This is a genomic window from Actinomadura geliboluensis, assembly GCF_005889745.1.
Classification (GTDB): Bacteria; Actinomycetota; Actinomycetes; order Streptosporangiales; family Streptosporangiaceae; genus Spirillospora; species Spirillospora geliboluensis.
Genome location: NZ_VCKZ01000211.1, coordinates 1 through 15,509, shown reverse-complemented (window position 1 = coordinate 15,509; position 15,509 = coordinate 1). Strand labels below are relative to the sequence as shown.

Genomic DNA, 15,509 nt, shown 5'->3' with positions numbered 1-15,509 from the left:
GTGCCTTGCTGCGTCCCATCCCCAAAGGTGAGAAGGGGCGGTGGGGGATGTGACGCGCGGGCAGCGGCTGTCGATAGGGGCGACGTCGAAGAGTTGGACCATCTTCTGGACGCTGCTGGCACCTCTTGCTCTCGTACCGCCGGTCATCTCGCTCGTCCTGGTGCTGATCGGGCAGGGCACCGCGGCCTTCGTGCTGCTGGCCTTCCCCGCCGTCGTCGGTCCGGCCGTGCTGGTGCGGGGCCTTCAAGAGCGTCGGAAGGCGTTCTGGCTGGACGGGCCGGTGCTCATCCAGCGACGGGTACGCGGATACGCGGAGTGCGATCTACGCACCGCCCGATTCGCGTTGCACAGGTCAGCGATCACCATGAGCGGTCGGCCGGAGCCGCGCTTGCTGATCGTCCGCCCTCCCGGCCAAGCGGCGATCCGCCTGCCGCTCGGCACCTCGGATGATCCCCTGCGCCCTCCTCCCCCGCACGAACTCGAAGCCCTGATCCGCGCCGTCTCAGCAAATCGCACCGACCCCAACGCCCCGGGAATCGCCCGCCACCTGGGCCAACTGACCGAAACCTGGTAGTGCGGAGCCACAGGATTCCGGCGCGGACGTCCTAACCTCACCGCCGACGGTAGTGCCGGTCGACGGACTGCTGCGCCAGTACCTGGGCAAGAGCACCGATCTCAGGCTCCTTGACGAGAACGACCTGGACCGGATCGCCGCCGAGCTCAACGACCGCCCCCGCAGAATCCACGGTTATCGTGCGCCGAGCACGGTTTACGCTGACCTTTGCGCCAAGGTCGATGCAACGACCCCCTGAGACCGCCATCGATTCTCATCGCACCAGAACGTTCCTACTGTGGGCGACGGGCGCTGCTGCCGAGCCCGCGTCCTTCTTCGTCAAGAGGAGACTGGGGCGTGGGCGAGATCGGAGTCCGCCGGGTTCAGGTGGTCGGAAGAGCGGCTGTTGCGCCGGTAGCGTCCGGGCGCGATGTTGAATTCGCGTTTGAACGCGTTGGCGAAGGCGAACTCCGAGCCATATCCCACCTGTTCTGCGACGACGCTCAGTGGAGCGTCGGAGTCGCGCAGCAGGCGGGTCGCGGTCGTCAACCGCCACCAAGTCAGGTAAGCCAGCGGTGGCCGCCCCACGAGCGCCGTGAACCGACGGGAGAAGGCGGCCCGTGACAGTCCCGCGTGTGCGCCCAGTCCGGCGACGCTCCAGGGACGCGCGGGATCGCGGTGGATCGCCTCGAGGGCGCTGCAGATGGCGGGGTCGGTGAGCGCCGCCGCCCATCCGGTGGCCCCGCTGCCCGCCGGTTGCTCGGCGAGCCACGCCCGCAGGATGTAGAGCAACAGCGTGTCCAGCAGAGCGGGCACGAGGGCGCCGGTGCCCGGCTGGGGTTCTTCGAGTTCCGCGCCGAGCAGATCGACAGCGGCGCGCAGCCGGGGATGGCGTCCGAGCCGTGTGGGTAGGTGCAGCAGCGGAGGCAGATCGTTCAGCAGCGGGTGAGCGCGAGCGGCATCGAGTTGGTAGGCCCCGCACAACGTCACCGTGGCCGGGGATCCGGCGCCCGCCCGGCCGGCCGGTGCGGCGGCATATCTGCGTTCGAACCTGACGTCCTCCTGCGGATCACAGGTGTGTTCGGCCAAGGGCGTGGACGGAGCATCGGCCAGGCCGTGCCGGCTCTCATGCGGAAGGAACACCACGTCGCCGACGGCCAGCGGAAAGGGGGCACCGTCTTCGGGGATGAACCAGCAGGGGCCGCGCAGGACGATCTGAAATCCCGCCGCTCCCGGCACCGTCCGAAACCACTGCCCCCACGGCACCGACCATTCGACCAGGGCCGATCGCGGCTCACCGGTGCGCATCACGGCGATCACATCGCTCAGCACATCCATCCCCGGATCCTAGCGATGGTTTCACCTCGAAGACGATCTCTTAAGAATCCGAGATGAACGCGCATTGTCCGTCTTAGGCATCGGCCCTACGGTCGAATCACTCCAAGATCAGCAAGCAGCCGTACCGGCGCGGAGCGAGGGCCTGGCGCCGCTTCAGGCAGGAAGACTCATGACAGCAGAACCCGTACCGGGCCGGCGCGCCAAAAGCCCGAGCGCGTCGATGATGGCGGCGCGCGTCCACGCCTTCGGCGGGCCCGACGTGATCCGCTATGAGCAGGTACCCCGTCCGGACCCGGGACAGGGCGAGGTGCTGGTGCGCGTGGCCGCCGCCGGGTTCAACACCTCTGACGTCGGCTTCCGGGCCGGCGTGATGCAGAACATCGTCCCGCAGGACCTGCCGTTCACGCTTGGCTCCGAAGCCGCCGGGACGGTCGTCCGGACCAGAGACGGTGTGGAACGCTTCAAGATCGGCGACCACGTCGTCGGCCGTCTCGACGAAGGCGGCGCGGCGGCCCAATACCTCACCGCCCCCGCAGCCAAGCTGGTAAGTGCTCCTTCCAGGCTCCCGCTCGACCATGCGGCGGCGATCCCGGTCGCAGGCCTCACGGCCTGGCAGGGGCTGTTCGAGCACGCCCGCATCGAACCGGGCACCCGGATCCTCGTCCACGGCGCGGGCGGCGGCGTCGGCATGTTCGCCGTCCAACTGGCCCGCCATGCCGGTGCGCACGTCATCGCCACCGCAGGCCCCCGCAGCGCCGAACGGGTCCGCGCCTACGGCGCCGAGCAGATCATCGACTACACCCGGGTCTCGCCGCATCAGGTGCTGGACCGCCCGGTGGACCTGGTGTTCAACCTCGTCCCGATCCCGCCCGAGTCCGCGGAAGCACTGTGCCGTGCCGTCCGCCCCGGCGGTTCGATCGTCTCGATCACCATCCCGGTGAAACCTCCGGCTGGAGCCGACGTGACGGCCACGCACTTCATCGCCCGCAACGCCCCCGCCCAACTCACCGAACTCATCACCCTCATCGACAGCGGCATGGTGCGCGTGGACATCACGGCAGCCCGCCCGCTCACCGAACTGGCGGCGCTGCACCGCGACGCCGAAGCCGGCCGCACAAGCGGCAAGACCATCCTCATCCCCTGAAAGAGCGCTCTGATGACCACCACCTTCACCCGCCCGGCCGCCCCCGGTCGCTGGACGGTGCCGGTGGGGCCTGAGGCCCGTTCCGTGGAATAGCTGCTCGAGAGGTTGTCGAGGAGATTCCTATACGACGACCGAGCGTGGGTAGGAACGTCGATGTGGCGATGCTTCGGCTCGGCATGGCGCAGCTCGGTCGAGACCGCACCGTACGCATCGGACGCGAGCACGGCGTCGACCTGACCTGTCGTGAGCCGTCGGGCGGGGCGGCACGGTGTGTCAGAACTCTGTCTCTGTGCCGATCTACATCCGGATCCGCGCGCGCCTTCGGTGCGTCGCGGCGGATCTCGATCGGGCTGAGCAGCACGCGCGGCTACTTTGCCCTTGAGGCTGGCGATGTCGGGTGCGCGGCGGCGCCTGTCGGCGTCATCTGTGCCGGAGTTGATGCCGGGGCCTTCGGGCGGCTCGCGGTTGTGAGAGTGACCCGTTCAGCGACGCGCGCCGTCAGAACGGGCTCGGGTCGGGGTTCGGCTGTTGCGAGTTGTTCGGGGCGCTGCCGCTGGAGGATCGCTTCCGGCGGGACAGCTTCCACACCGGCCATGCCAGGGCGATCAGCAGAAGAAGCCCGAAGGCCGTGCCGGCCCGTTCCGAAGCGCTCATGCCGCGCAGCGTCCAGCCCAGCCAGACCAGTGTCGCCATCGCCGTGATCAGGCTGACCATGAAATAGGCGGCGCTCCACCTGCTGAAGTAGACCCGCTTGTGCGGGGGTGCGGGTGGGGCGGCCAGTTGGGCCGCGGGGCCTGAGCTGGCTGCTTCCGGACGCTTGTAGTAGGCGAAGGGCCCCCACACACCGCACAGTTCCCACCCGTCGGGCGCGAGTTGCTCGGTGAGTTTGTCGCGACCACGCTCGGTGGCCGTCTCGCGGCGGTATTGCCAGCGCATGGGTTCGTTCGGCTCGCGGCGGCAGATGAAGCCGCCGAACCGGTCCAGCCCGTCGACCTCCCAGCCTTGAGCGCCGAAATGGCTCAGCAGTCGCTCTTCCTGGAAGGCGTCGGTTCGCAGCACCCAGGTCTCGGTCTCATCTCCGGGTTCTGCGGCGGCATCGGTCGCGCCGAGGCGAGCGCGTTCGGTCAGTTTCGCCGCCAGTTCCTCGGCCGGGCCGAACTCCTCGGCCGGCTCGGTCCCGGCCTCCTGGGTGTAGGCCTTCAGTTCCCCGACCAGCGCCTCGATGCGCTGCTGCGGCATCTGCTGTTCTCGCAGCAGCGTGGTGAGCCGCTGGAAGTAGGTGAGGACATCCTTGGTCATGCCTGGCTCCCTTTCATGTCCAGCATCTGCTTCACCGTGTGGTGAAAGTCCAGCCACGCCCTGCCCTGCTCGGCGAGGTCGTGCCGGCCGTCGGCCGTCAGCCGGTAGTAGCGCCGTCCGGGGCCGCGCTCGCTCGCCCGGAACTCGGCCTCCACCAGCCCGGCCTCTTCCAGCCTGTTGAGCACCGGATAGAGCGTTCCACCCTTCACCTGCCCCACGCCCGCGCCATCGAGCCGTCTGCCGATCTCGTATCCGTAGTTCTCGCCGTCAGTGAGGCAGGAGAGCACCAGCAGATCGAGCACTCCTTTGAGCCAACTGGCGCGCCGGTCTGTTGCCATATCTAGATGACACCACATGCTAGGTAGCGACGCAACCTAGATACGGTCGCAACTCACCAGGGCTTCTCGTCCTCGTGCGGACTGCGTGTTTGTGCGGGGCACGCGCAGCCCCCGCATCGACCGTCACATCGACAAACATCGGCAATCGCGGCCAGGTTGAAAGCCGCGTTAGGACGAACTCCTAGATGAGTCCTCGCTCCAGGGCCACAGCGACGGCGGCGGCCCTGGACTCGACACCGAGTTTGGCGAAGAGGTGTTTGAGGTGGGTCTTCACCGTGGTTTCGCTGATCAGCAGGGCCCTGGCGATCTCCTTGTTCGCTGAGCCGCCCGCCACCAGGCGCAGCACCTGGAGTTCGCGTGGGCTCGGCTCTGGGGCCGGGGGTCTGTGGATGAGAGCGGACGCGATGGAGGGGGCCAGGACCGCTCCGCCGGCGGCGGCCGTACGGACCGCCCTGTGTAGCTCTTCTCGTGGTGTGTCTTTCAGCAGGTAGCCCGCTATCCCGGCTGCCATGGCCCGCGTCACGTCCGCATCGGTGTCATAGGTGGTCAGCACGATCACCTTGATCCGCGGGTCCTCCGCGCGGAGCCGCTGGATGGCGCCGAGGCCGTCCAGACCGGGCATGCGCAGGTCCATCAGCACCACGTCGGGTCGCGTGCGTCTGGCCATGGCCAGCGCCTCGAACCCGTCGCAGGCCTCTGCCACCACCTCGATGTCGGTTACCTGGTCGAACATGCCGCGCAGCCCGTCCCGTACCACGGGATGGTCATCGACGATCATCAGCTTGAGGGGATGCGCAGGCACAGCGCCGTCCCTTCTCCCGGCGCGGACTCCACCGTCAGCGTGCCGCCGACGCTGCCGGCCCGTTCACGCATCGCCGCCAGCCCGTAACCCGCGCTCGGCACGGCCGGGTCGAAGCCGGCCCCGTCATCGAACACATCCAGCGTCACCTGATCGTCCATGTAGGTCAGCGTGATCGCCACCTGCCCCGCCCGGGCGTGTTTGGCCGCGTTCGACAAGCCTTCTTGGGCGGCGCGCAACAGCGTTGTTCCCACCTGGCCGCCCAGCGGCCGGGGTGTTCCTTCCACCGACACGCTCGCCGTGACCCCCGACGTCTGCGACCACCGCCCGGCCACCTGCTCGAGCGCGACCTCCAGCCGCGTGTCGGCCAACGGACCCGGGCGCAGCGCGTCGACCGAGCGCCGCGCCTCCCGCAGGTTGTCGCGTGCCAGTTCCTTGGCCAGCGCGATGCGCTTGCCTACGGCGGGCAGATCGGGCATCGCTTGTTCGGCTGCCTCCAGCTGGGTGGTGATCCCGCTCAGCCCTTGGGCGAGGGTGTCGTGGATCTCCCTGGCCATTCTCGCCCGCTCCTCCAGCACCCCGACCATTTTGTTCTGCGCGCTCTGACGGGACACATAGTCGACGAACACCCCGATCGCCACCACCAGCCCCGAACTCCCGAAGAGCCGCCAAAAGGCTCCCGGCTCATCCAGATAGCCTCGGGCGGCGAACGTGGAAAGCACCGTGCTCACCGCCCCGACATAGGACCAGGGACTGGCCAGCATCACATACGGCTGGGGCATCAACCCGAAGATCACCACGTCGAAGGACCGGTTCCCGATCACCAGTGCGACATAAAGCGCGCAGATGACCGCCAGGTGGATCGCCATCGGGTTGAGCCGCCCGAGCAGATCCGGCCGCCGGACCACGAACAGGGCGTGCCAGCCGGCCATCAGCCCGCAAATCCCCAGCGACAGCGGGTCGGGTCCCGCCTCCTCGCCGAGCGCAAGCACCAAACCGAGCGCAAGGCAGGTGTAAAAGAGCATGTGGAAGGCGCGCAACCAGCGCGCCTCCCAGATGTTCACGCCTTCACTCCCATCGGAACAGCGCGGCGGCGACCGCCGTGGCGGCCATGATTATCCCAACCAGGACCAGCAGGGGGAAGACCGCGAAAGTGCCGGACCAGGCGTCACGCAGGGCCTCCACCCCCGGCGTCAAGGGCAGGAAATCGCCGATCTGGCGCAGCGAGGCGGGCAGAGCCTTCCGCGGTACCGCCGCGCCCGCCAGGAAGATCATCGGGAACATGACCATCATGCCGATCAGGTTCGCGCCCCTGGTGTTGCGCACGACGGCCGCTATCACGAAACCGAGCGAGCAGACCATCATCGAGCAGCCGACGAACGCGACGGCCAGCAGGAGGACGTTTCCGGGAGCCTCCGCGTCGAAGATCGTGACCGCGGCGACCACCAGCAGCAGCGAACCCGCCAGGCCCGCGGCGATCTGCGCGACCAGTTGGGCCCCGAGCAGCAGAACCGGGGAGATCGGCGTGGCGGCCAGCCGCTTGAGCACCTTGCGTTCGCGATAGGACGCCACGATGCCCGGCAGTGCCCCCATGCCGCCGATGGCGGCGATCATCGCGATGTACCCAGGGACCACACCGCCCTCGCCGTCTTTGAGCACCAGCAGCATGAGGGGGAAGGCCAGCATGAAGAACAGCGAGGCCGGGTCGCGGAACAACAATTTGAGCTCGGTGGCCGCCAGAGCGGTGAACGCCTTCATCGGCCGGCTCCTTCCAACGCGAAGTAGGCCTCTTCCAGCGACGCGGCCCCGGTCTGGTCGATGATCTCGCTCACAGAACCCAAGGCCACCACGCGGCCGCCGCGGAACACAGCGACCCTGTCACACAGCGCCTCGGTCTCCTCGAAGTAGTGACTGACCAACACGACCGTGGTGCCCGCGGCCTTCAGGTCGTTGACCAGCCGCCAGGTCTCACGACGCGCGATCGGGTCCAGGCCCGTGGTCAGCTCATCGAGCACGACCACCTGCGGGTCGCCGACCAGGGCGAGCGCGAGCATCAGCCGCTGCTTCTGCCCGCCGGACAGATCCCCGAACGCTTTCCTGGCCAGCGGCTGCAGGCCCCACTGCTCCATCACCTGCCGCCAGTCAGCCGCCTTCCGGTAGAAGGAGCCGAACATGCGCAGCGCCTCGGCGACCTTGATCCGCTCGGGCAGCGAACTGTCCTGCAGCTGCGCCCCGACCTGCTGGGCCACAGCCCGCCGCGCCCGCGCCGGATCCTCACCCACCACCCGCACCGTGCCCGCGTCAGGCCGCCGCAGCCCGATCAGGCACTCAACCGTCGTCGTCTTGCCTGCGCCGTTGTGGCCGACGATCCCGAACGTCTCACCGGCCTTGACCGAGAAACTCACCCCCTCCACAGCGCGCGTGTGACCATAGGTCTTGCGGAGGTCTTTCACCTCGATGGCTTCCATGCCTCAAGACTCGCCCCACTGGGGCATCGCGCGGCATCACCCACCACGTCGCCCGGCATCCTCCATTCGCAGGACCCAGGCACGACCCTCAGCCCTCCGCGTCGTCCGATCTCCTCGGGATGCCAGCGCTTCAGTCGTGCGCAGGCCCTCGCGTTCGCCGGCGCCGATGACGTGGCGCAGTGTGGCGATCAGCTGGTAGTTAGCCCTCCCCGCTGTCCGGTCGAGGCGGCTGCGGTGATCTTCTTCGCCCGCACGGATAGGCGGCTCGCGTAGCGGCTGGGTACCTAGCGCATCGCCTCGGCCAACTCACGTCGGTCCATGTCTTGGGGACTGTCAACCTGCCCGGACCTCCAGCCCCTCAAGAGGCTGGACAGGAGACCGGGGCGCCAGTGGGCGTGACACTTCACCGGGGTTATATGTCACACCCGCAGGCGATAACCGTGAAGGTATGAGCATCCCCCGGGGCAGGGTTGGAGCTGGTCGCCAGGCTGATCGCGAGGGGGGTGATCACAGTGAGTGTGTGGCGGCGACGGTCGATCCGGGCCCGGCTGGCCGTGGTGGCCGGTGTCGCCATGGCGCTGATCTGCACCGTCGTAGTGGGATTTGTGCTGGTGTCGGTCCGGCAGGAGGCGATCCAGCATCGCACGCAGCACCTCTACAGCCAGGCAGTGACCCTGGGTGAGCAGCTCCGCCACGGTAACGCCTCTACCCTGGCTCCGGTTTCCTCGCAGGAGGCACTGCAGGTGATCGACCCGGGCGGGGACTTGGTCGCGGCCAGCCCCAACATGGCGGGCAAACCGCCGATGACGCGCCTACGGCCCGATCCCGACGCGTACACCACGACTACCGCGTGCAACGGGCAGGTGTACGACGACCACCAGTGCGCCATCGTGCTGACCTACCCTGTCCACCGCCACGACGGCGTCTGGCAACTGAACATCGCCGTTCCCAACGTCCCCTGGTACGTGGGCGGCAAGCTGCTGGCCCCACTGGCCACCGGCTGGCTGCTGATGGTGGCCACCAGCGCCGCAGGCGCCTACCGGATCGTAGGACGGACCCTGCGACCGGTCAGCGCGATCACCGACAAGCTCGCCCAGATCACCGCCAGCGATCTGGACCAGCGCGTGCCAGTGCCCCCCTACCGCGACGAACTGCGTGATCTCGCTGAGACCGCCAACAGCACCCTGCAACGGGCCCAGTCGGCGGTCGAGCAGCAACTCCGCTTCGCCTCCGACGCCTCCCACGACCTGCGCAGTCCGCTGGCCGCCATGCGCACGCAGATCGAGGAAGCGCTCACGTACCCGCACCACACCGACTGGCCGCAGACCGCCGACGCACTGCTGCGCAGCGTCGAGCACGCCCAAGCCCTGGTCGCCGACCTGCTGCAGACCGCACGACTGGACGCCGGCGTCACCGGCCGCCGCGAGGTGATCGACCTGACCGCTCTCGTGCGAGACGAAATCGACCGGCGCCCCGGCAAATCCGGCAAACCAGCCCTACGTCATTCCCTGGCCCCCGGAGTGATCGTGGACGGGGAACGCCTCGCCCTGACCAGGCTGCTGGACAACCTGCTGGACAACGCCGAGCGGCACGCCGCCTCGCTCATCACCGTGACCCTGACGCAGGACGCGGGCACTGCGGTGCTGGAAGTGCGCGACAACGGCGAAGGCATCGCCCCCGACCAGAGAGAGATCATCTTCCAGCGGTTCACCCGCCTGGAAGCATCCCGCGCCAAGGACACCGGCGGTACCGGGCTCGGACTGCCGATCGCCCGGCAAATCGCCCACAGCCACAACGGCACCCTGACCGCCGAAGACAGCCCACGCGGCGCCCGATTCGTCCTGCGCATCCCCGCCCGCACCACACCCCAGCCCCACACCACAAAACCCTAACCGCCACACACCAGCCCTCCCCCCGGGGATTTCGGGCGATGGCTACCGAGACCCCAGATGCACCACCAGCACCGGCATCATCCATTAATCCCGGTTCGTTTCCGGCGGTGGCACCCCCTCGATCGGGAGCAGTACCCACACACCGCGCGGCCGCCCCGTTGATGTGAGGTGCCGGCGCGTTCGCGGTGAAGACTGCGCAACCGCTCGCAGCGCTACCAGATGAGCGCACACATACCCACTGGAGATTGAGGTTGCTGTCTCATCAGCGAGCGGGTCTCGTAGAGCGCCCGCTCCACGTCATCGACGCTCACCGTGTCGCTACACGCCCAGCAGGACAGATGCACGCTCGGCGGGTCGGTGGCGTGCAGGCAGACAACCGACCTGGCTGTCGATTCGAGCGTGACGCTCCTGATCGGTCACCAGCCTCAGGGTCGGTCTGTTAGCCTTCGGCATCGGAGTGTCCTCTCTCAGTGGCGGCGATGAGGCGTTCGCCCCAGCCGCGCACGTAGTCGATCGCCTCCGTTGGTCCGTGGACGACGAAGGGAGCGTCGGTCGCTGCGAGGCAGAATGCTGCCCAATCGAGTGTCTCGGTGGGGATGAGCACCTCGCATGAGGTGTCATCGATTGGCTCGACGGTTCCGTACTGTGCGACTTCCTCCTTGACACGTTCGGCGGGTGCGTGGACCGTCGCGCGGACGGAGTATCTCGTCGGCATCGATCTGATCCGGCTACGCACATACTCCACGGGATCGACATCGGGAAGTTGGCGGGCGGAAAATCTTCGACCGCTCCGAGTCGGGTTGTCGATTCGGTCGATGCGGAAGGTGCGCCAGTCGGCACGGTCGAGGTCCCAAGCGACGAGGTAGAGGCGGTAGTCCACACTGGCGGTTCGGTGCGGGTGGACGATTCGCTCCGACGCCTGACCGTCTCCTGCTCGGTAGGTGAATCTCAGCGCTTCATGGTCACGGCAGGCGAGGGCGATGGTCGTCAGGGTGACGACATCGATGATCCTGGCCCGCCGAGGTTGTGCCTTTGGAATAGCGACGTTTCGCAGGCTGTCGATGCGGCGACGGATGCGCACGGGAAGAACTTGGACGATCTTCGCCATCGCACTGACTGCGGCGTCCCCTGCGGTGGGATGGGTACCGGAGGCGACCTCCTTGAGTCCCAGGACCACGGCGGCGGCCTCGTCCTCGCTGAGCACCAACGGCGGGAGTGAGGCGCCGGGGCTGAGTTGGTAGCCGCCGCCGGTTCCCCTGGTCGTGGTGATCGGGTAGCCGAGCTCTTGGAGGCCGTCGACATCGCGCCGGAGCGTGCGCTTGCTGACTCCGAGCCGGCGTGCGAGCTCCTCGCCGGGCCAGTGGCGTCGGCTCTGGAGCAGGCCGAGGAGTTCAAGGGCCCGCGTGCTGGTGGACATGCTTCAACCCTATCCCCGACTTGTGGTCATATATCGGCCACAAATCCTGTGAGGGTGGAAGCGTCATCAACGCAGGAACGGAGCTCAGCCAGCACATGATCAAGACCGACAGGCTTTCGCGGAGCTTCCGCGCACCCGACGGCGAAGAAGTTCTCGCCGTCGAAAGCGTCGACTTCTCCGTCGCGCAAGGAGAGACAGTGGCCGTCCTGGGGCCCAACGGCGCGGGCAAGAGCACGCTCATGCGGATGCTCTCCACCCTTCTGCCGCCGACGAGCGGCTCCGCCACGGTCGCGGGCTTCGGTGTGACCACCCAGAGTTCACAGGTACGCGAGAGGATTGGCTACGTCGGCCAGGGAAACGGCGCTGGACACACCCAACGCGCGATCGATGAGGTCGTCACACAGGGCCGCATCTACGGTCTCAGCCGAGCAGCAGCCCGAGCACGAGCCTCCGAACTGCTGTCCATCCTCGGGCTGGAGCAACTGGAAAAGCGCAAGAACCAAGAGATGAGCGGCGGTCAGCGGCGTCGTCTGGACCTCGCGATCGGGCTGGTGAATCTCCCGCGCCTGCTTTTCCTGGACGAGCCAACGACCGGGCTTGATCCGCAGAACCGCGCCAATCTCTGGGATCACGTCGTCCAAACCCGCAAGAAGACCGGCATGACGATCGTGTTCACTACCCACTACCTGGAAGAAGCGGATCAGGCGGCGGATCGCATCGTCATCATCGACCACGGACGCATCATCGCCGACGGCACCCCGACGCTGCTCAAACAGCAACACGTCGGCGACCGCATGACCCTCGACACGCCCGACCCGACCAGCGCCGAACAGCTCCGCAGTCTGCTCGCGACAACGGACGGGGTCTGCGCCGTCAACGTCCAGGGCAGCACAGTCACCGCGCAGGTGAGCGATGGGCGCGTCGCCCTCCCCGTCGCAATCGCCGCCGCGCAGAGCCATGCCATCACGGTGACAGCCGCGGATACGAAACTTCCCACGCTCGATGACGTGTTCCTCGAGTTGACGGGGCGCAGCCTGCGCGACACGGGCGAGATCACCGCTGGTGAACCCCGGAGCAACGAACCGAACCGCGAGCTCCAGAAGTCCTCAAGATGACCACGATCACCCCGGCACCGCGCCGCAACGCGTTCACCGACATCCTCATTGTGATGGGCCGCGAGCTGCGCCCCGTCACCAGCGACCCGTTCTCCATCGTGGTCGGCATGATCCAGCCGCTCTTCTTTCTGCTGCTCTTCGGGCCACTAGTTGCAGCCACCGCAGCGCCGAACCAGGAATCGCCTTGGGCATGGTTCGTTCCCGGCATCCTCGTCATGACCTCGCTCTTCGGGACCGCCGCCACCGGATCGAACCTCCAGTACGACATGCAAGGCGGCACCCATGAGCGGCTCTTGGTCACCCCGCTGACCCGATCCTCGCTATTTGTTGGCCGATCCCTCAAAGAGTTCGCACCGATCACCATTCAGGCGGTTGTGATCGTCCTCGTGATGATTCCGTTCGGATTCAGGCCAAACATTCCAGGCGGCGTTCTCGGGTTCCTCCTCGTGGGCATCCTGGGAGTCGGCATCGGCTCGCTCAGCTACGCCTTGGCGATCGCGGTGCGCAGGCAGGACTGGATGTTCTGGACGATCCAACAGACACTCCTTTTCCCGCTCATGATCCTCTCCGGCATGCTGCTCCCCCTCGATGACGGTCCCGCGTGGATTCGCGTGGTCTCGCAGTTCAACCCGCTCACCCACGTGGTCGATGCCGAACGCGACCTGTTCGCTGGCCACATCGCGACGTCCAGCGTCGCCTTCGGGTTCCTCGCAGCGATCGTCACCGCCGCACTCGGCTTCATCTTCGGGCTTCGAGCCCTTCGAACCAGCACCAGTTGACCCCAACCACCTACGATAGGACCCAGACCATGCGCATTCTCGTCACCGGAGCCACCGGCCAGGTCGGACGCCACCTCGTCACCCAGCTTCACGACGCCGGACACAGTGTCCGCGCCCTCACCCGCAACCCCACCAAGGCCGACCTCCCGGCCGGCGTCGAGGTGGTGGCAGGCGATCTGACCGACACCACCACCCTCGGAGCAGCCTTCGAGGGCATCGACGGTATACACCTGATCACCTTCGGCGGCGATAGCGGTGAGGACCTGAGCAACGGCACGGAGATCATCGCGCTCGCCGAACGCCACGGCATCGGCCGGGCCACGGTGCTCGGCGGCTGGTCTCCCACCAGTATCGAGGCCGCCTTGCAAGCCAGCTCGATCGCGTGGACCGTACTGCAACCGGCCGAGTTCATGTGCAACGCCCTGGAGTTGGCCGAGGAGATCCGCGCCACGCGGACCGTCTCAATGCTCGCCACCTATCCCAGCGCGGTGGTACACGAAGCCGACATCGCCGCCGTCGCCGTCACCGCGCTCACCCACGAGGGTCATGCAGGACAGACCTACCCGCTCACTGGACCCGAAGCACTCACCCCGCCCGAGCGCACCCGCATCCTCGCCGAGGCGACGGGTGAGGACATCGCCTTCGTGCACCTGAGCGAAGACGCCGAACGCGCACGGCTGCGAGGTTACGGATACGACGAGGACTACGTGGAGTTCGGCATCCAGCTCGCTACCAGCCCACCCGATGTGGCCGGCGTGGTCTTGCCCACCATCACAGACGTGACCGGACAGCCCGCCCGGACCTTCAGCCAGTGGGCACATGAACACGCCGAACAGTTCCGCACCACGCCCTGAACTGATGCGTGTGGGCCACCTCTGCCCACATATGTCGCATGAACACCACGCCCGGCCCGACGGCCGGTGCCTGCACGGCACCGGCCGGAGGGTCTAAAGGGGTGTCGTCGTCGGCGGGCACGCGCTCGAAGCGCGTCCAGCCCTTCCAGCCTCGCTCCTCCAGAAGGGCCAGCAGCCGCTTGGCGGCGGAGGCGGATCCGGCCATCGTCGGGGTTTACTGGTGAGCTCGCGTAATCGTTCAGCGCGTATTCGTGAGCGGCGTGGTCTTGGTGGTCACTTGGTGTCGTCGCTGGGGGTGTAGCGGTTCCAGGTTCCTCCGGCTTCGGCTGCTATGCGGGTGGTGCTCTTGTCGTGGAAGCCGAGCGAGCGGGCGATGACCGGTGCGGGGGCTTGGAGTACGAGTTGGCGGAGGGCGGCTGGGCGGGCTACGACCGCCTCGCTGAAGACCTTCCGGTAGCGTTCCGGATCGCCGTAGGCGGCCAGGCCCATCACCTTGTACTCGTCGCTATTGGCCAGCCAGCCCAAGTGCTGGGTGACGAGGCTGTAGTAGAGCCCGAGCGAAGCGCGCCACGGACTACCAGGGCGCTGACATCCGCAAGTTCCACGACCAGAACCGGCTGTGGCGCGACCCCACCGGCAAGGTCACCGACACCACCGGGCGTCCGCAGGGCTCCTACTGGGTGTGGGTGTCCAACGCGCCCACCACACCACTGACCTTCACCCAGTGCCAGAACCACATGTGACAACAACCCGCTGCACCGGCCGGCCGACGGACACTTACTCCGTCGGCCGGCTGGCCACGCCCCCAGAGAAATACGATCTCAGAACATGAACGACCTCTACCCAATGGATGTCAGCCTCAAGGAACGTCATCGCCTAGTCGGTCAACTGGACAACAGCAGCCAGTCCCTGCGCGAGGGCGGCGACCCGGCCGAAGCCGACGAATACAGCGCCATCCTCCACGAGCTCTGGGAGCACACCAGCCACCGCACCATCGAGCTACCGGAGGAAACCACCGTCACGGTGGCACTGACGCCCGACCACTGGTTTCTGCTCGCCGAACTCCTCGACGTGTCGGCCTTCCAACTCGCCAGCCGAGACCCCCAGGACGCAACGCTCGCCCGGAGCCTTCGGGACCGCATCCGCGAAGGGCTCGGCGACCACCTGCCCGCGCCCCCGCAGCGCTCAGCGCCGCAACACCACACCACCAGCGTCCACATCGACGAACTGGGCTGCTACACACTGTTCGCCGCACCAGGCACCGATCACCCTTTCCCGGTCAGCGCATACCGCTTCGAAGACAACTCGTGGCTGGAGGAAGGCAACGGGCTCGCCGTCCGCTCCCACATCCTCACCGGCACCCGCAACGGCGCCGTCGACCTCCCCGCCGAACTCCTGGACGGCCCCCCGCCACTGGAGACCGTCCCCTGGGACGACATCGCGGAATACTCCTGGCCGTTCCACACCATCGATGTCCCCGGCCCCCGCCCACCGCGGGCACGCTCCGGGCCGC

At 67.4% G+C, this 15,509-nt stretch carries 15 protein-coding genes and 2 pseudogenes; 8 read left to right on the top strand and 9 right to left on the bottom strand.

Features of this window, described 5'->3' with window-relative positions; translation table 11 throughout:
- Positions 1-40: 40 nt before the first annotated feature.
- Both ETD96_RS25785 and ETD96_RS25780 read left to right on the top strand, forming a co-directional pair.
- The gene (locus tag ETD96_RS25785; RefSeq protein ID WP_138639068.1) at positions 41-574 is read left to right on the top strand and encodes a hypothetical protein; all 534 of its coding nucleotides are present in this window, start codon (positions 41-43) and stop codon (positions 572-574) included.
- A gap of 61 nt (positions 575-635) precedes the next feature.
- A pseudogene (locus ETD96_RS25780) lies at positions 636-812 on the top strand (IS30 family transposase); the annotation flags it as partial.
- 80 nt (positions 813-892) lie between these two features.
- Here ETD96_RS25780 and ETD96_RS25775 read toward each other — a convergent pair.
- Entirely contained in the window at positions 893-1,891 is a 999-nt protein-coding gene (locus ETD96_RS25775) for an AraC family transcriptional regulator (protein ID WP_138639066.1), read from the bottom strand.
- Positions 1,892-2,060: 169 nt separating this feature from the next.
- Here ETD96_RS25775 and ETD96_RS25770 point away from each other — a divergent pair, with 169 nt between their 5' ends.
- Positions 2,061-3,035, top strand: coding sequence for an NADP-dependent oxidoreductase (locus ETD96_RS25770; protein WP_240808192.1), 975 nt, complete (start codon positions 2,061-2,063; stop codon positions 3,033-3,035).
- 498 nt (positions 3,036-3,533) lie between these two features.
- Here the strand turns inward: ETD96_RS25770 and ETD96_RS25765 are convergent, their stop codons facing one another.
- From ETD96_RS25765 to ETD96_RS25740, 6 genes are all read right to left on the bottom strand, one after another.
- The gene (locus tag ETD96_RS25765; RefSeq protein WP_138639065.1) at positions 3,534-4,334 is read right to left on the bottom strand and encodes a hypothetical protein; all 801 of its coding nucleotides are present in this window, start codon (positions 4,332-4,334) and stop codon (positions 3,534-3,536) included.
- Positions 4,331-4,672 (bottom strand): PadR family transcriptional regulator, encoded by a 342-nt coding sequence (locus ETD96_RS25760; RefSeq protein WP_138639064.1) that lies wholly within the window; start codon positions 4,670-4,672, stop codon positions 4,331-4,333. Before ETD96_RS25760 ends, ETD96_RS25765 begins: the two co-directional genes overlap by 4 nt.
- A 181-nt stretch (positions 4,673-4,853) precedes the next feature.
- A complete protein-coding gene (locus ETD96_RS25755) occupies positions 4,854-5,450 on the bottom strand; it encodes a response regulator (RefSeq protein ID WP_138639063.1) in 597 nt (198 codons plus the stop codon).
- Positions 5,450-6,535 (bottom strand): sensor histidine kinase, encoded by a 1,086-nt coding sequence (locus tag ETD96_RS25750; RefSeq protein ID WP_138639062.1) that lies wholly within the window; start codon positions 6,533-6,535, stop codon positions 5,450-5,452. The genes ETD96_RS25755 and ETD96_RS25750 overlap by 1 nt, the downstream gene beginning before the upstream one ends.
- 4 nt (positions 6,536-6,539) lie before the next feature.
- The gene (locus ETD96_RS25745; RefSeq protein ID WP_138639061.1) at positions 6,540-7,229 is read right to left on the bottom strand and encodes an ABC transporter permease; all 690 of its coding nucleotides are present in this window, start codon (positions 7,227-7,229) and stop codon (positions 6,540-6,542) included.
- Positions 7,226-7,939, bottom strand: a complete 714-nt coding sequence (locus ETD96_RS25740; RefSeq protein ID WP_138639060.1) for an ABC transporter ATP-binding protein — start codon at positions 7,937-7,939, stop codon at positions 7,226-7,228. The genes ETD96_RS25745 and ETD96_RS25740 overlap by 4 nt, the downstream gene beginning before the upstream one ends.
- Before the next feature lie 470 nt (positions 7,940-8,409).
- On the opposite strand from ETD96_RS25740, the gene ETD96_RS25735 reads away from it, so the two are divergent.
- A complete protein-coding gene (locus ETD96_RS25735; protein ID WP_240808190.1) occupies positions 8,410-9,831 on the top strand; it encodes a sensor histidine kinase in 1,422 nt (473 codons plus the stop codon).
- A gap of 439 nt (positions 9,832-10,270) precedes the next feature.
- On the opposite strand, the gene ETD96_RS25730 is transcribed toward ETD96_RS25735, so the two are convergent.
- Positions 10,271-11,248 (bottom strand): helix-turn-helix transcriptional regulator, encoded by a 978-nt coding sequence (locus ETD96_RS25730; protein WP_138639059.1) that lies wholly within the window; start codon positions 11,246-11,248, stop codon positions 10,271-10,273.
- 95 nt (positions 11,249-11,343) lie between these two features.
- Between ETD96_RS25730 and ETD96_RS25725 the strand changes: the two genes are divergently transcribed.
- The 3 genes from ETD96_RS25725 to ETD96_RS25715 are packed head-to-tail and all read left to right on the top strand — an operon-like array spanning position 11,344 to position 13,996.
- The gene (locus ETD96_RS25725) at positions 11,344-12,363 is read left to right on the top strand and encodes an ATP-binding cassette domain-containing protein (RefSeq protein WP_138639058.1); all 1,020 of its coding nucleotides are present in this window, start codon (positions 11,344-11,346) and stop codon (positions 12,361-12,363) included.
- Positions 12,360-13,142, top strand: coding sequence for an ABC transporter permease (locus ETD96_RS25720; protein WP_138639057.1), 783 nt, complete (start codon positions 12,360-12,362; stop codon positions 13,140-13,142). The genes ETD96_RS25725 and ETD96_RS25720 overlap by 4 nt, the downstream gene beginning before the upstream one ends.
- Positions 13,143-13,171: 29 nt before the next feature.
- A complete protein-coding gene (locus ETD96_RS25715; RefSeq protein ID WP_138639056.1) occupies positions 13,172-13,996 on the top strand; it encodes an SDR family oxidoreductase in 825 nt (274 codons plus the stop codon).
- 273 nt (positions 13,997-14,269) lie between these two features.
- Here ETD96_RS25715 and ETD96_RS25705 read toward each other — a convergent pair.
- Positions 14,270-14,557: pseudogene (locus ETD96_RS25705) on the bottom strand (carbamoyltransferase N-terminal domain-containing protein); the annotation flags it as partial.
- A gap of 267 nt (positions 14,558-14,824) precedes the next feature.
- Here ETD96_RS25705 and ETD96_RS25700 point away from each other — a divergent pair.
- On the top strand, positions 14,825-15,509 hold a 685-nt coding region (locus ETD96_RS25700), incomplete at its 3' end, for a hypothetical protein (RefSeq protein ID WP_138639054.1).

Coding starts and splice junctions, on each gene's coding strand:
- ETD96_RS25775 (WP_138639066.1), bottom strand. CDS start 1,891: ATGGATGTGCTGAGCGATGTGATCGCCGTGATGCGCACCGGTGAGCCG.
- ETD96_RS25770 (WP_240808192.1), top strand. CDS start 2,061: ATGACAGCAGAACCCGTACCGGGCCGGCGCGCCAAAAGCCCGAGCGCG.
- ETD96_RS25765 (WP_138639065.1), bottom strand. CDS start 4,334: ATGACCAAGGATGTCCTCACCTACTTCCAGCGGCTCACCACGCTGCTG.
- ETD96_RS25760 (WP_138639064.1), bottom strand. CDS start 4,672: ATGGCAACAGACCGGCGCGCCAGTTGGCTCAAAGGAGTGCTCGATCTG.
- ETD96_RS25755 (WP_138639063.1), bottom strand. CDS start 5,450: ATGATCGTCGATGACCATCCCGTGGTACGGGACGGGCTGCGCGGCATG.
- ETD96_RS25745 (WP_138639061.1), bottom strand. CDS start 7,229: ATGAAGGCGTTCACCGCTCTGGCGGCCACCGAGCTCAAATTGTTGTTC.
- ETD96_RS25740 (WP_138639060.1), bottom strand. CDS start 7,939: ATGGAAGCCATCGAGGTGAAAGACCTCCGCAAGACCTATGGTCACACG.
- ETD96_RS25730 (WP_138639059.1), bottom strand. CDS start 11,248: ATGTCCACCAGCACGCGGGCCCTTGAACTCCTCGGCCTGCTCCAGAGC.
- ETD96_RS25725 (WP_138639058.1), top strand. CDS start 11,344: ATGATCAAGACCGACAGGCTTTCGCGGAGCTTCCGCGCACCCGACGGC.
- ETD96_RS25720 (WP_138639057.1), top strand. CDS start 12,360: ATGACCACGATCACCCCGGCACCGCGCCGCAACGCGTTCACCGACATC.
- ETD96_RS25715 (WP_138639056.1), top strand. CDS start 13,172: ATGCGCATTCTCGTCACCGGAGCCACCGGCCAGGTCGGACGCCACCTC.